The 13106-nt window shown below is 73.9% G+C and carries 15 protein-coding genes; 9 read left to right on the top strand and 6 right to left on the bottom strand.

The features are described 5' to 3' along the window. Window positions 1-43: 43 nt before the first annotated feature. Complete coding sequence (locus ACMT9T_RS12060; RefSeq protein ID WP_414745756.1) at window positions 44-514, bottom strand: MarR family winged helix-turn-helix transcriptional regulator; 471 nt, start codon at window positions 512-514, stop codon at window positions 44-46. Between the two features lie 45 nt (window positions 515-559). Between ACMT9T_RS12060 and ACMT9T_RS12065 the strand changes: the two genes are divergently transcribed. Further along, on the top strand, window positions 560-796 hold the full coding sequence (locus ACMT9T_RS12065; protein ID WP_414745757.1) for a hypothetical protein: 237 nt from the start codon (window positions 560-562) through the stop codon (window positions 794-796). 24 nt (window positions 797-820) lie between these two features. On the opposite strand, the gene ACMT9T_RS12070 is transcribed toward ACMT9T_RS12065, so the two are convergent. Then, on the bottom strand, window positions 821-1453 hold the full coding sequence (locus ACMT9T_RS12070) for a GNAT family N-acetyltransferase (RefSeq protein ID WP_414745758.1): 633 nt from the start codon (window positions 1451-1453) through the stop codon (window positions 821-823). A gap of 65 nt (window positions 1454-1518) precedes the next feature. On the opposite strand from ACMT9T_RS12070, the gene ACMT9T_RS12075 reads away from it, so the two are divergent. The 3 genes from ACMT9T_RS12075 to ACMT9T_RS12085 all read left to right on the top strand — a co-directional run bounded on the left by ACMT9T_RS12075 (window position 1519) and on the right by ACMT9T_RS12085 (window position 4120). Further along, window positions 1519-2142: a TetR/AcrR family transcriptional regulator gene (locus ACMT9T_RS12075; RefSeq protein WP_414745759.1), complete on the top strand. Its 624-nt coding sequence runs from the start codon at window positions 1519-1521 to the stop codon at window positions 2140-2142. Window positions 2143-2357: 215 nt separating this feature from the next. Beyond that, window positions 2358-3023 (top strand): DedA family protein, encoded by a 666-nt coding sequence (locus ACMT9T_RS12080; RefSeq protein ID WP_414745760.1) that lies wholly within the window; start codon window positions 2358-2360, stop codon window positions 3021-3023. 65 nt (window positions 3024-3088) lie between these two features. Further along, the gene (locus ACMT9T_RS12085; protein ID WP_414745761.1) at window positions 3089-4120 is read left to right on the top strand and encodes a glycosyltransferase family 9 protein; all 1032 of its coding nucleotides are present in this window, start codon (window positions 3089-3091) and stop codon (window positions 4118-4120) included. A 40-nt stretch (window positions 4121-4160) separates the two neighbouring features. On the opposite strand, the gene ACMT9T_RS12090 is transcribed toward ACMT9T_RS12085, so the two are convergent. Together ACMT9T_RS12090 and ACMT9T_RS12095 are read right to left on the bottom strand one after the other, a co-directional pair. Then, window positions 4161-5225 carry a S66 family peptidase gene (locus ACMT9T_RS12090; RefSeq protein WP_414745762.1) on the bottom strand — a complete coding sequence of 355 codons (1065 nt, stop codon included), beginning with the start codon at window positions 5223-5225 and terminating at the stop codon, window positions 4161-4163. 35 nt (window positions 5226-5260) lie between these two features. Beyond that, the gene (locus ACMT9T_RS12095) at window positions 5261-5929 is read right to left on the bottom strand and encodes a response regulator transcription factor (RefSeq protein ID WP_414745763.1); all 669 of its coding nucleotides are present in this window, start codon (window positions 5927-5929) and stop codon (window positions 5261-5263) included. 124 nt (window positions 5930-6053) lie between these two features. On the opposite strand from ACMT9T_RS12095, the gene ACMT9T_RS12100 reads away from it, so the two are divergent. Beyond that, complete coding sequence (locus ACMT9T_RS12100; protein WP_414745764.1) at window positions 6054-6335, top strand: GlsB/YeaQ/YmgE family stress response membrane protein; 282 nt, start codon at window positions 6054-6056, stop codon at window positions 6333-6335. 114 nt (window positions 6336-6449) lie between these two features. Here ACMT9T_RS12100 and ACMT9T_RS12105 read toward each other — a convergent pair whose 3' ends face one another. Continuing rightward, the gene (locus ACMT9T_RS12105; protein WP_414745765.1) at window positions 6450-7283 is read right to left on the bottom strand and encodes a ferritin-like domain-containing protein; all 834 of its coding nucleotides are present in this window, start codon (window positions 7281-7283) and stop codon (window positions 6450-6452) included. 258 nt (window positions 7284-7541) lie between these two features. Between ACMT9T_RS12105 and ACMT9T_RS12110 the strand changes: the two genes are divergently transcribed. Further along, window positions 7542-9437: an ABC transporter ATP-binding protein gene (locus ACMT9T_RS12110; protein WP_414745766.1), complete on the top strand. Its 1896-nt coding sequence runs from the start codon at window positions 7542-7544 to the stop codon at window positions 9435-9437. A gap of 38 nt (window positions 9438-9475) precedes the next feature. On the opposite strand, the gene ACMT9T_RS12115 is transcribed toward ACMT9T_RS12110, so the two are convergent. Next, a complete protein-coding gene (locus tag ACMT9T_RS12115; protein WP_414745767.1) occupies window positions 9476-10312 on the bottom strand; it encodes a sugar phosphate isomerase/epimerase family protein in 837 nt (278 codons plus the stop codon). Window positions 10313-10489: 177 nt separating this feature from the next. Here ACMT9T_RS12115 and ACMT9T_RS12120 point away from each other — a divergent pair, with 177 nt between their 5' ends. From ACMT9T_RS12120 to ACMT9T_RS12130, 3 genes are all read left to right on the top strand, one after another. Further along, window positions 10490-11221, top strand: coding sequence for a ThuA domain-containing protein (locus tag ACMT9T_RS12120; RefSeq protein WP_414745768.1), 732 nt, complete (start codon window positions 10490-10492; stop codon window positions 11219-11221). Continuing rightward, window positions 11218-12315, top strand: a complete 1098-nt coding sequence (locus tag ACMT9T_RS12125; protein WP_414745769.1) for a Gfo/Idh/MocA family protein — start codon at window positions 11218-11220, stop codon at window positions 12313-12315. Before ACMT9T_RS12120 ends, ACMT9T_RS12125 begins: the two co-directional genes overlap by 4 nt. A gap of 121 nt (window positions 12316-12436) precedes the next feature. Beyond that, window positions 12437-13042, top strand: a complete 606-nt coding sequence (locus ACMT9T_RS12130; protein WP_414745770.1) for a nitroreductase family protein — start codon at window positions 12437-12439, stop codon at window positions 13040-13042. Window positions 13043-13106: the final 64 nt, after the last annotated feature.

The following is a 13106-nucleotide window of genomic DNA, read 5'->3' on the forward strand; positions in this document are numbered from 1 at the left end:
ATTCTTGCATACGCGCCCGGAGGTGCGACGTACGCGTCCGGGGCTATGCGCCCGCGGGATCCGGGGCCGCGTCGATGCGCGCGAGGAACGCGTGCAGGTCGTCGCGGATCCGCCCGAGCTCGGCCGGGGTCATGCCGGTGCGCTCGGCGACCCGCACGGGCACCCGCTCGGCCTCACGGCGGAGCGCCCGGCCGGCGTCGGTGAGGGTGACGCGCACGACGCGCTCGTCCTCCTCGCTGCGCGACCGCTCGAGGAGCCCGGCCGCCTGGAGGCGCTTGAGCAGCGGGGTCACGGTCGCGGGCTCCAGCGCGAGCGCGCCGCCGAGGTCGGAGATCGACCGGCCGTCCCGCTCCCAGAGCGCGAGCATCACGAGGTACTGCGGATGCGTGAGCCCGAGCGGCTCGAGGATCGGCCGGTACAGCGCGACCACCGACCGCGCCGCCAGGACCGCCGCGAAGCAGACCTGGCTCTCGAGCGCCAGCGGATCCGTGCGCGTCGCGCCCTCGCGTGCCATGCCTGCTCCTCGTCGCCTGCCGAATTACCGCGTACACTGAATACTATGACACGTGGTAAAACCCCGGCGGACGGCCCGCGCCGCGAGCGCGGGTTCGGAGCGGCCGTCGAGCGGTTCAACCAGCGGCTGCGCCCGTACCTCGGAGCGCCCCCGCTCGGGCCGTACACCGACGACCCGGTGCCCGAGCCGCAGTCGCGCCTCTGCCCCATGTGCGGCAAGCCCATGCCCGACCACGACATCGACCGGTCGGGTGCCCGCACGCAGGTGCGCTGCCCCGTCTGATGCGCGTGCGGTGATCCCGCGCCCTCAGGCCACCGGCGCCTCCACGCGCGCCGTCCGCCACATGGCGACCGGACGTGACCCGGCGAGGCCCGTCAACTCGCCCAGCTCGGCGAAGCCGTTGCGAAGGTAGAGCGCGCGGTTCCGCGTGGTCGACGACTCGAGGTAGGCCGCGGATCCCGCGGCGTCGACGCGGGCGAGGCCGTGGGCGAGGAGCGCGGATCCGACGCCGAGGCCCCGCGCGGCCGCGCCCACGCCGACCTCGGCGAGGCGCCAGTGCGGGAGCCCGGGTCGCGCGCGGTCCAGGGTGCGGAGGCGGACGGCGGCCCGGAGGGCGCCCGCGACGCCGAGGGCGCGGAGGAACGTCGGCGCCTGCCGGAGGGTCCGGTGCGCCGGGATGCCGCCGGGGGCCTCCCAGACGGCCGCGCCGAGGATCCCGCCGCCGGCGTCGACCGCGACGTCGACCGTCCCGTCGGACAGGGGACCGCTGCGCAGGAGCGCGGCGAACAGCAGGGCGAGGCGCGCGAGCTTCCGCGGACCGGCGGGGACGAAGCCCGCCAGCACGGGATCCTCGGCGAAGGCCCCCGCGAGCACGCGGGCCACGTCATCGAGGTCGGCGGCTCGTGCGGTGCGGATGGTGGCGGGGCGTCCGATGCTCATGCCCCGAGGCTAGGCGCAAGATTCGGCCACTCGGCCAAATCGAACGCCCTTGGTAGCTTTCTCCCATGAAGCCCGCCTCCGAGAGCACCCGCGCCTACGGATCGCGGGACGCCCGGCGGGCCGAGCTGCTCGACGCGGCGGTGCGCGTCATGGCCGTCACGGGCGTCGCGGGGGCGAGCACGCGGGCGATCACGGCGGAGGCCGGCCTCGCGCACGGCGCCTTCCACTACTGCTTCGGCGTGCGGGAGGAGCTGCTCGGCGCGCTGCTGCGGCAGGAGGTCGACGCGGTCGTCGCGCAGCTGGAGGCCGCCGAGGATCCCGCGGGCGCGCCGCTCGGCGAGGTCGTCGCCGCGACCCTCCGCGCCGAGCTCGACCGGGTGCGCCGCGAGCCCGCCCGCCAGCGCGTGCTGCTCGACCTGGCGTCCGCCGTGCAGCGGATCCCGGCGCTCGCCGACCTGCCCGCCTGGGAGCACGGCCGCTACGTGGAGGAGACCCGCCGCCGGTTCGCCGCGGCCGGCCTCGACGACGCGCGCGCCGATCGGTGCGCGGCGCTCGCTGTCGCGGGCATGCAGGGGATCATCGGGGCCTGGCTCGCGCGCCGCGACGCGGGAGCCGACCGGGACGCCGAGCAGGCCGTCGCCGACCTGTCCCGGGCGCTCGCGCTGCTGGCGGAGGACGGCGGGCTCTGATCCTGCGGCTCGCGTCACGGCGGCGTGTCTCGGGGCGTCGGTCCGGCGGCGCTCGCCGCTCCCGTCATGGACCTGTTCAGCGGTTGTGGAAATGCGTTCCCTAGGATCACGGGTCGGGGCTCCGCCGTCCGCGCTGCCCCGCACGCCGTCCACGGCTCCGCCGTCCCCGCACCCCGCACCACGACGCCCGACCCCCCGACAGAACGAGAGGCCGCATGAGCGCCATCCAGGCAGTGACCCCCGGCGAGATCCACCCGAGCGAGGGATACGACGGCTTCGTCGGCTGGGTCCTCTCGCTCATCGAGACGCTGGGGGAGGTGGGCGTCGGCCTCGCCGTCCTCATCGAGACGTTCGTGCCGCCGATCCCGTCCGAGGCGATCCTCCCCGTCGCCGGCTTCCTCGCCTACGAGGGCCGGATGAGCGCATGGGGCGCGTGGGCCGCGGCCACCATCGGCGCGCTCGTCGGAGCGCTCATCTGGTACGCGATCGGCGCCGCGCTCGGCCGGGACCGCACGCGCCGGCTCGTCGGCCGGATCCCGCTGCTCGACCACGCCGACTTCGACAAGGCCGAGGCGTTCTTCACGCGCTGGGGCGGCACCGCCGTGCTCCTCGGGCGGTGCGTGCCGCTCGTGCGTTCGTTCATCTCCATCCCGGCGGGCATCGAGCGCATGCCGATCTGGCGGTTCTCCTTCTACACGGTCATCGGATCCGGCGCCTGGAACGCCATCTGGGTGGGCCTCGGCTTCGCGTTCGGCCCGGCGATCCGCCCGGTTCTCGAGGAGTGGAGCGGCCTGATCTCGTACGCGGCCGTCGGCGTCATCGCGCTGCTCGTCGTGTGGTTCATCGTGTCGCGGCTGATCCGGCGGGCGCGGGCGGCCTGAGGCCGGGCGGCCTGACGCGTACGGCGCCCTGACCGCCGCTCCGCTCCTCTGCCAGGCTGGAACCCATGCAGATCCCCGGCGCCAGCGCCGCTCCCGACGCCGTGTCCGCTCCCGACGCCCCCGCCGAGATCCTCGTCCTCCGCGCCATCAAGCTCGGCGACATCCTCGTGGCCGTCCCCGCGCTCCGCGCCATCCGCCGCGCGCACCCCCACGCGCGCATCTCGCTCGCCACCACCGGCTGGCTCGCGCCGGTCGTGAAGCTCCTCGGCATGGTCGACGAGCACCTCCCGCAGCAGGGCTTCGACCACCCCATCGCGCGCGAGCCCGGCACGGTCGACCTCGCGATCAACCTGCACGGAGCGGGCGTCGAGAGCCGCACCCTCCTCCACGAGCTGCGCGCGCACCGCACCCTCGGCCACGCCGCCCCCGAGCTCGACGGGATGCCCGCCGCCGACGGCCCCGCCTGGGAGGACCACGTCCTCGAGCGCTACCGCTGGGCCCGGCTCGTCTCCTGGCACGGCATGCCCGCGGATCCGGACGACGTCGGCATCCTCGTCCCCGCCGAGCCGCCCGTGGCCGAGCACGCCGTGGTGATCCACGTGGGCGCCGCGTACGGCTCCCGCCAGTGGCCCGTCGACCGCTTCGCCGCGGTCGCCCGCGCGCTCGCGGACGAGGGCCGCACGGTCGTCTTCACCGGATCCGACAAGGAGCGCGAGCGCGCCCTCGAGGTCGCCGCGCTTGCCGGCATGCCCACGGAGACCGTGCTCGCGGGCGAGCTCGCCCTCGACACGTTCGCCGGCATCATCGCGGCCGCCGACCTCGTGATCTCCGCCGACACCGGCGCCGCCCACCTCGCGACCGCCTACGGCATCCCCTCGGTCGTGATCTTCGGCCCGGCCCCGCCCGAGGAGTGGGGCCCGCCCGCGTCCGGCCCGCACGTCGTGCTGACCGACGCGTCGCAGCGCCTCGGCGACACGTTCTCCGCGATCCCGGATCCCGCGCTCCTCGCGATCACGCCGTCCCACGTCCTCGAGGCGGTGCGCTCCCTCGACGGCCACCGCGTGATCCGGCCGCTCACGGGCGAGCCGCGCGACTGATCCGGTCGGATCGGCCCGCCGCGACCGGGGCCGCCGCCCGTCAGCTGTAGTCCGCGAACACCGTCTTCGCCGCACCGTCGAGCCGCACCGTGCCGCCGTGCGGCAGGATCCACTGCGGCCGCGTGTGCCCGAACGGCACGCCCACGCACACGACGGCGCGCGGGTTGTAGCGGGCGACCTGCTCGATGACCGTGTCGCGCTGCTCCGCCCGCAGCCGCGCGCGCTCCTCAGGCGACGGGGCCGGCGCGCCCATGACGACGGTCACCGGACGGGCGACGAGCACGCCCGCGACGACGTCGAGGATCCCGCGCTCGCCGAGCCCGCGCACCCACCGGCGCACGCTGTCGGCCGACGGCACCTCCTCGCTCGTCTCGAGCAGCAGGATCCCGCCCTCGAGCTTGGCGACCTCGGGCATGCGCCCGGCCATCGCGATCTGGTCGATCACCTCGATGCAGCCGCCCCACGTCGGCCCCTCCACAATGCGCGCCGGCCCGGCCCACTTCCACGGCTCGGTCGCGTGGCGCTCGCCGAACTCGGTGAGGGCGCGAGGATCCGTCCAGTCGATCCCGAAGTCCTCCGACTCCCCGGGCTCGGTGATCTCGAGCTCCCCGCCCTCGATCAGCGCGGCCCGCAGCGAGCGCAGGTGCACGTCGTCGATGCCGGGGCCGGCGCCGAGGTGCACCTGGGTGGATCCGCCGTAGAAGCTCGGGATGCCGAGCCCCGCGAGCAGGTTGTGCAGGTTCGTGTTGTCGCTGTAGCCGAGGAACGGCTTGGGGTTCCGGGCCAGCTCCTCGATGTCGACGTGCGGGATCACCGTGACCTGGTCGTCCCCGCCGATGGTCGAGACGATCGCGCGGATGGAGTCGTCGGCGAACGCGGCCGTGATGTCGGCGGCGCGATCGCGGGCGCTGGCGCCGAGCCGCCGGGTGGTCGGGTACTCGACGGGGATCAGCCCGGTCGCCTCCTGGAGCCGCCGCATCGCCTGCTCGTGCACCTCCGGCGCCATCCCGGGGGCCGCGAACGCGGGGCTCAGCACCGCCACCCGGTCTCCCGCCTTCGCCTTGGGCACGGACTTGCGGAACCGGGAGGAGGTGGAGGGGATCATGCGCTCATGCAAGCAGGCGCGGCTGGCGTCCCGCCCTACGGCCCGCCCAGCCAGTGGTCGATCCGGTGATGATCCGGGCTGAAGCCGTGCCCCACGCCCCAGATGACCGCCTGGGTGCGGCTCTGCACCTGGATCTTCCGGTAGATCGAGCGGATGTAGCTCTTCACCGTGTTGGGGGAGAGGTACGTGAGCGCCGCGACCTCCTGATTGCTCTTGCCCTGCGTGATGAGCGCGAGGATCTCCGACTCGCGGTCCGTGATCCCCTCGCGCTTGCCCGGCCAGTCGAGCGACGGCGCGCTCGCGGCCCGCAGCGGCGCCTCGTTGAAGAGCTCCTCGCCGGAGTGGATCCGCTCGAGCGCCTCCACCAGCTCCCGCGCCGGCAGCGCCTTGGAGAGGTAGCCGTGCACGCCCTGACGGCGGGCGTCGGCGATCAGCTCGGGCTGGAAGTTCCAGGTGTAGACGACCACGTGGGTCGCGCGCGGGTTCCGCACCAGCTCCGCGATCTCGTGGTGGTCCGACTCCGGCTGCGCGAACGAGTCGTAGAGCACGATGTCGATCTCGTCGGAGAGGGCCGCGTTCGCGTCGATCTCTGCGACGACCACGCGGTCGCGGTAGTCGTCGAACATGTGGGCGAGGCCCTTCAGCACCACGTCGTAGTCGTCGACGAGCGCGATCGTGACGGGGCGGGTGCGGGTGGCGGGCATGGATCCAGGATCCCACCCCCAGGGGTGTGCTCCCACACCCCGGAGGGTGGTTGGTTGAGGTCATCGCCCCGAACGGGCACCACCGCGCGTCTTCCTGACGTGCTCGCACAGAAGAGAGATCACCATGCTCGGACTCATCATCAGCCTCATCGTCGTCGGCCTCATCGCGGGCTTCATCGCCCGCGCGGTCGTGCCCGGCCGCCAGAACCTCGGCATCCTGAAGACGATCCTGCTCGGCATCGTCGGCTCGTTCGTCGGCGGCTTCCTCGGCTTCCTGCTCTTCCAGCGCGACGCGATGGACGGCTTCTTCCAGCCCGCCGGCATCATCGGCTCGATCATCGGCGCCATCATCGTGCTGCTCGTCTACGTGAAGGTCGGCGGCAGCCGCAAGTCCGTGCGCCGCTGAACACGGCCGGGCGAACCGTGGACGCGCTGGCGCGCCCCGGAGGATCGCCGGTAGTGGAGCACGAGGAGGGGCGGGTCGCCGAGGAGGCGGCCCGCCCCTTCGGCGTACGCGGGGTCAGGCGGGGGCGGACCCGTCGGCGGCTTCCGTCGGCCCCAGCAGCGGAGCGCGCGGATCCACCAGCACCGACCTGGCAGCGTCACCGAACCCGTGCATCGCCTGCCGCCAGTACGCCCGCGGCGCGACGCCGCACGCGCGGAGCGCAGCCCGGTGGTCGACGACGACCACCGTCGCCGCGCCCGCCGCGACGACCGTCCATGCGGCACCGATGAGCGCCCGCAGGGGAGCGGGGGTGTCGCGGAAGCCCGTGCGGAGGCGGTCGATCTGGAAGCGGACGTGGTTCCGCTCGTCGTCAGCGATCCGCTGCCCGAGGGCGCGGAGCGCGGGATCCGGCGCGTGGTCGGCGAGGGCGTGGAAGTAGCCCGTGGCTACCGTCTCCGCGATGAGGAACAGGCTGATCTCCGTCCGCAGCCCGGTGAGGTGCCGCAGCCGGGTGAACGCCGCGTCCGTCCAGTGCTCGGGGAGCGCGGGCGCGTCCAGGTGGTCGAGCGCGCGGAGGAAGAGCGCCGCGTGCTTCTGCTCCTCTTGCACGAGGAGCGCGAGCGCGTGCGTGTAGGCGGGATCGCCCGCGGCGGTGGCCATCCGCAGGAGGTGCACGCCGTCGCCGCTCTCGCCCAGCGCGAACCGCTGGAACGAGCGGACGAACGCGCGGCGGGTGCGGGCGTCCATCGGCGAGGGCGCGTCATCGGGGATCAGCTCCTCGGGGCTCAGGTGCCGGTCGGCGTTGGCGTGGAAGTGGGCGATCCAGCCGGCGGCGGTCGCCATGCGGGCCGTCCCGACCGTGCTCGTGCGGGCATCCGGGAGCGTCTCTGTGCGCGTGATCGAGGTCATGTCGTCACGCTAGGAGCGGGTGCCCCGCGGCCTCGCCGGGCGCAGGGGGGACTCCGGGGGTCGCCGCGAGGGATCCCGCGGCGACACCGTGGTCCGCGAGTCGGACGCCGACTACCTCCTCCGCCCGACGGCTCTCCGGCGCGGCGACCGGCCCGCCCCTGTCCCATCCGGATGCGGATCCCGGCCGCGGCGTGGACGGCGCCGTCCGTGGCGCATGATGGGCATGCGCCCGTCTCGGGACGGACGAGAGGAACCACCATGAGCATGGAAGGCGCGGCCTGGAGCTCGCTCTACAAGATCTCGAGCGCGCGGGACGGCAGGAACGGCATCTCCCGGGAGTCCGTGCGGCGGATCCTGACCTTCGCGGTGCCGTACCGGGCGAAGCTGCTGCTCTTCATCGCGCTGTCCGTCGTCGGCGCGTTCCTCGCGGTGGCGACGCCGGTGCTCGCCGGCCGGGTCGTCGACGTCATCGTCGCCCGGGGCGAGGTCGCCACGATCGTCTGGCTCGCCGTCGTCATCGCCCTCGTGGCCGTGGCCGACGCCGCCGTGTCGCTCGTGACGCGCTGGTACTCGGCGCGCATCGGCGAGGACGTGATCCTCGACCTCCGCACCGCCGTGTTCGACCACGTCCAGAAGATGCCGATCGCCTTCTTCACCCGCACGCGCACGGGGGCGCTCGTCAGCCGCCTCAACAACGACGTGATCGGCGCGCAGCAGGCCTTCAGCGGCACGCTCTCCGGCGTGGTCACGAACCTCGTGGCGCTGGTCCTCACCCTGGTCGTCATGCTCAGCACGTCGTGGCTGGTGACGGTGCTCGCGGTGGTCATGCTCCCCGTGTTCCTCATCCCCGCGCGCCGCATGGGCGGCCGCCTCGCCGCGCTCCGCCGCGAGGCCGCCGACCACAACTCCGCCATGAGCACGCAGATGACCGAGCGCTTCTCCGCGCCCGGCGCCACCCTCGTCAAGCTCTTCGGCCGGCCCGACGAGGAGGCCGAGGAGTTCCGCGTGCGGGCCGCCCGCGTCCGCGACATCGGGGTCCGCAGCACGATGCTGCAGTTCGTCTTCTTCACCGCGCTGATGCTCGTCTCCGCGCTCGCCCTCGCCCTCGTCTACGGGCTCGGCGGCGTCCTCGCGCTCGGCGGCCAGCTGGACACCGGCGAGGTCGTCACCCTGGCGCTCCTCCTCACCCGCCTCTACGCGCCGCTGACCAGCCTCGCGAACGCGCGGGTCGAGATCATGAGCGCGGTGGTGAGCTTCGAGCGCGTCTTCGAGGTGCTGGACCTCGAGCCCCTCATCCAGGAGAAGGCCGACGCCGTCTCCGTCCCGTCAGGTCCGGTGGCCGTCGAGTTCGACGACGTGCGCTTCGCCTACCCGTCCGCGGACAAGGTGTCCCTCGCCTCCCTCGAGGAGGTCTCGACGCTCGACACCCGCGGCGGCGAGGAGGTGCTGCACGGGGTGTCCTTCCGGATCGAGCCGGGGCAGACCGTCGCGCTCGTCGGCACGTCCGGCGCCGGCAAGTCCACGATCGCGCAGCTCCTCGCGCGCCTGTACGACGTCGACGCCGGCGCCGTGCGCCTCGCGGGGACGGACGTGCGGGACGTCACCTTCGCGTCCATGCGGCACACCCTCGGCATGGTGACGCAGGACGGCCACCTGTTCCACGAGACGATCCTGTCCAACCTGCGCCTGGCGCGGCCCGAGGCGACCGAGGACGAGGTGTGGGACGCCGTCCGACGCGCGCGGCTCGAGCCGATGATCCGCTCCCTGCCGGACCAGCTCGACACCATGGTGGGGGAGCGTGGCTACCGGCTCTCCGGGGGCGAGCGCCAGCGGATGACCATCGCGCGGCTGCTGCTCGCGCGCCCGCGCGTCGTCATCCTCGACGAGGCGACGGCGGCCCTGGACTCGACGTCGGAGGCCGCGGTGCAGGCCGCGCTCAGCGAGGCGCTCGAGGGGCGGACCGCGCTGGTCATCGCCCACCGCCTCTCCACCATCCGCAGAGCGGACATGATCCTCGTGGTCGAGGACGGCGCCATCGTCGAGCGCGGCACCCACGAGGAGCTGCTGGCCGCGGGTGGTCGGTACGAGGAGCTGCACCGGACGCAGTTCGAGGTGCGGAAGGACGTCGCGGCGGAGGAGGGAGCGCTGGGCTGATCCGGCGCCGAGCCCGGCCCGCGGCCCGCGGGTTCACCTCACCCGAACACCCGCCGCACCACCTCGTGCTCCTGCTCGAGGCCGTCCCACTCGTCGGATCCGTCGGGCCGGGTCGACTCGTTGACCATCGCGAGCGCGCCCGCGAAGCCCGCGTCCTGCAGCACGCGGAGGGAGCGGGCGTAGTCGACGACGTCGAGGCGGCCGTCGTCGTGGCGGTGGGCCTTGGCGTGGCAGGTGACCGCGTGCGGCGCGATGCGGCCGAGCTGCTCGTGCTTGTCCGGCATCGTCCAGTTGCCGAGGTCGATGAGGAGGCGCACGTCGCCTGCGTCGGCCAGCAGGGCGAGCACGGCGTCCGCGTCGGGCATCATCTCGCGCCAGTTCTCGACGACCACCTGGATCCCCTGGTGCCCGTCCGCGAGCCGCGACAGCCGGCGCGCGCTCGCCGCGAGCAGCTCCGGCGTGGGCGCGCTGCGACCGGCGCCGACGCGGGCGTGGTGGGCGCCGAGGGTGACGGCATCGTCGAGCAGGTCGGAGATCCACCGCTCGTGCTGGTCGGCGTCGGTGGGGTGCACGAGGTCGCCGTCGTCGACGAGGAACGCGTCGAGCACGATGCCGGACGACTCGAGCGACGCCCGCAGATCCGCCAGGTAGGAGGCGTCGCGCGTCGGCAGCTGGAAGTGGGCGAGCTGCACGGCCCGGTACCCGCGGCGGGCGAGCTCGGCGGGCAGGTCGAGGAGGTCGAGGGCGCCCGCCGCGCGGGTCATGGATCCGGATCCGTCCGGGCCGGGAACCCGCGGATGCCCGAGCGTCCCGTCGAGCGACCAGGCGTGGACGGCCTTGTCGGTGGGGCGGGTGGTGCCGGTCGGGCCGGTCACCGGATCGCTCCGCGGTCGTCGGCGATGGCGTTCATGCGGCCTCCCGGGTCGCCCGCATCGGCGCGGGGCATGCGTACGATCGTAGGCGCGGGCATGCCGCGTCGTCACGGCCGATCTCGGGCCGGACACGTCCGGAGCGCAGCCCGATCCCCCGATCACCGCCGAGCGAGGAGCGCCATGGACATCGTCGTCTGGAACGAGAACGTGCACGAGAGCCGGGGGGACGCGACCGTCCTGTCGCACTACCCGGACGGGATCCACGCGGTCGTCGCCGACGGCCTCCGCGAGCTGCTCCGCGACGACGCGCACGTGACCACGGCGACGCTCCAGGAGGATCAGCACGGCCTCACGGAGGAGCGCCTCGCCGCCACCGACGTCCTGTACTGGTGGGGCCACGTCGCGCACGGCGAGGTGTCCGACGAGGTCGTCGAGCGCGTGATCCGCCACGTCCACGCCGGCATGGGCCTCGTCGTCCTGCACTCAGGCCACTACTCGAAGGTGTTCACGCGCCTCATGGGCACGACGTGCTCGCTCAAGTGGCGCAACGACGGCGAGCGCGAGCTGGTCTGGACCATCGCGCCGCAGCACCCGATCGCCGCTGGTGTCCCGCACCCCATCGTCATCGACCGGCAGGAGATGTACGGCGAGCAGTTCGACATCCCGCGCCCCGACGAGGAGGTGTTCCTCTCCACCTTCGCGGGCGGCGAGGTCTTCCGCTCGGGCGTCGCGTACCACCGCGGACGCGGCCGCGTCTTCTACTTCTCGCCGGGCGACCAGGAGTACCCCGTGTACCACCACCCCGACATCCGCCGCGTGCTGGCGAACGCCGCCCGCTGGGTCGCGCCCACCGAGGGCCGCGCCGACCTCACGGCCGACGAGCACCCGCGCGACTGGTTCCTCGCCCGATGAGCGCCGCGAAGGCGAAGCCCGCCACGCCCGCCGCATCCGCTGCTTCCGCCTACGACGGCCCCCGCGTCCGCGTGATCCACGTCGGCCTCGGCGGCTGGGGCGGCGACTGGGCGCGCAACGCGGTGCCTGCCGTAGCGGAGATCGAGGTCGCAGGCGTCGTGGATCCGAGCGAGCCCACCCGCGAGAGGGTCTGCGCCCTGCTCGGGCTCCCCGCCGAGGCCGCGTTCGCCTCGCTCGCCGACGCGCTCGCCGCGGTGGAGGCGGACGCCGTCATCATCACGGCGCCCGCCGTCACGCACGCGCAGCTCGCGCTGGAGGCGCTCGAGGCCGGCAAGCACGTGATCGTCGAGAAGCCGTTCGCGAACTCCACCGCGGAGGCCGCCGCCGTGGTGCGCCGCGGTGAGGAGCTGGGCCTCATCGTGCAGGTCAGCCAGAACTACCGCTGGTACCCGGCGCCGCGACGCGTGCGCGAGCTGCTCGCGGCCGACGCGCTCGGTGAGGTCGCGACCATCGAGATCGACTTCCGCCAGTGGGACAACGACGAGCCCGACGACTACCCGCACTACCGGTTCCCGCAGCCGATCATCAACGACATGGCGATCCACCACTTCGACCTGATCCGCATGGTCACCGGCCGCGAGGCCGTGCGCGTGTTCGCCCGCACCAGCCGCCCGTCGTTCAGCCACTACCGCGACCCCGCGGTCGCGAGCATGGTCATCGAGCTGGAGGGCGGCCTCGTCGTCGACTACCGCGGCAGCTGGCTGCACCGCGGACCGGTCACGCCGTGGGCGGGCGAGTGGCGCATCTCCGGCGAGGACGGCGAGCTGACCTTCACGAGCCGCGGCGAGGGCGTGTCCGCCGACCGGGTCGGGATCCGCGACGCCGACGGCTCCGAGCGCGAGCTCGACCTGGAGACCCTGCCGCTCATCGGCCGCGCCGCTGGCCTGCGCGCCTTCGCCCTCTCGATCCTCGGCGGCCCGCCGCCCGAGACGAGCGGCCGGGACAACCTCGGCAGCCTCGCGCTCATGGAGGCGGCGGGCCGCTCCGCGGAGTCGGGCCGCTTCGAGGACCTGCGCGACCCGCTGGCGGACTAGGCCCCGCCCGCGACGCACGATGCGGCCCGGCCCCGAGGAGGAATAGCCGGGCCGCATCCCGCCTTGTGGAACGCGAGGCCCGACGGCGTGCCGACCCCGACCACCCACCGAAGGATCCGACATGACCCTCACCGAGAGCAGCACCCCCGCATCCACCGTCCGCACCGCGGACACCGCCGTGCCGATCGTGCGCGAGCTCCAGGAGCGCTGGAGCCCCCGCTCCTTCGACCCCGCCGCCACCGTCTCCGACCGGCAGCTCGACGCGATCCTCGAGGCCGCGCGCTGGGCCCCCTCCGCGTCCAACACGCAGCCGCGCCGCTTCATCGTCGCCCGCCGCGGCACGCACCACTTCGACACGATCGTCGGCGCGCTCATGGGCTTCAACGCCGCCTGGGCGGGCAACGCCTCCGCCCTCATCGTCGCGATCGCCGAGACCTCCACGGTCGAGGGCGACGTGCGCCCGTACGCCGAGTACGACCTCGGCCAGGCCGTCGCGCACCTCAGCGTGCAGGCGCAGGCCGAGGGCCTGCACACGCACCAGATGGCGGGCGTCGAGTGGGAGAAGATCGGCGCCGCGTTCGACCTCGCCGAGAACCTCAAGCCGATGACGATCACGGCCGTGGGCGTCGTCGACACCGCCGACAAGCTCGTCGAGGCCCTCGCCGAGCGCGAGGTCGCGCAGCGCGACCGCCTGCCGCTCTCCGAGCTGGTGCTCGTCCGCGACTAGTCGCACCTCGCACGGCAGCGGCCGCCGACCTCCGGGTCGGCGGCCGCTCGTGCGCTGAGGGGGG

Source organism: Clavibacter vidaverae (assembly GCF_047529985.1).
GTDB classification, from domain to species: Bacteria; Actinomycetota; Actinomycetes; order Actinomycetales; family Microbacteriaceae; genus Clavibacter; species Clavibacter nebraskensis_A.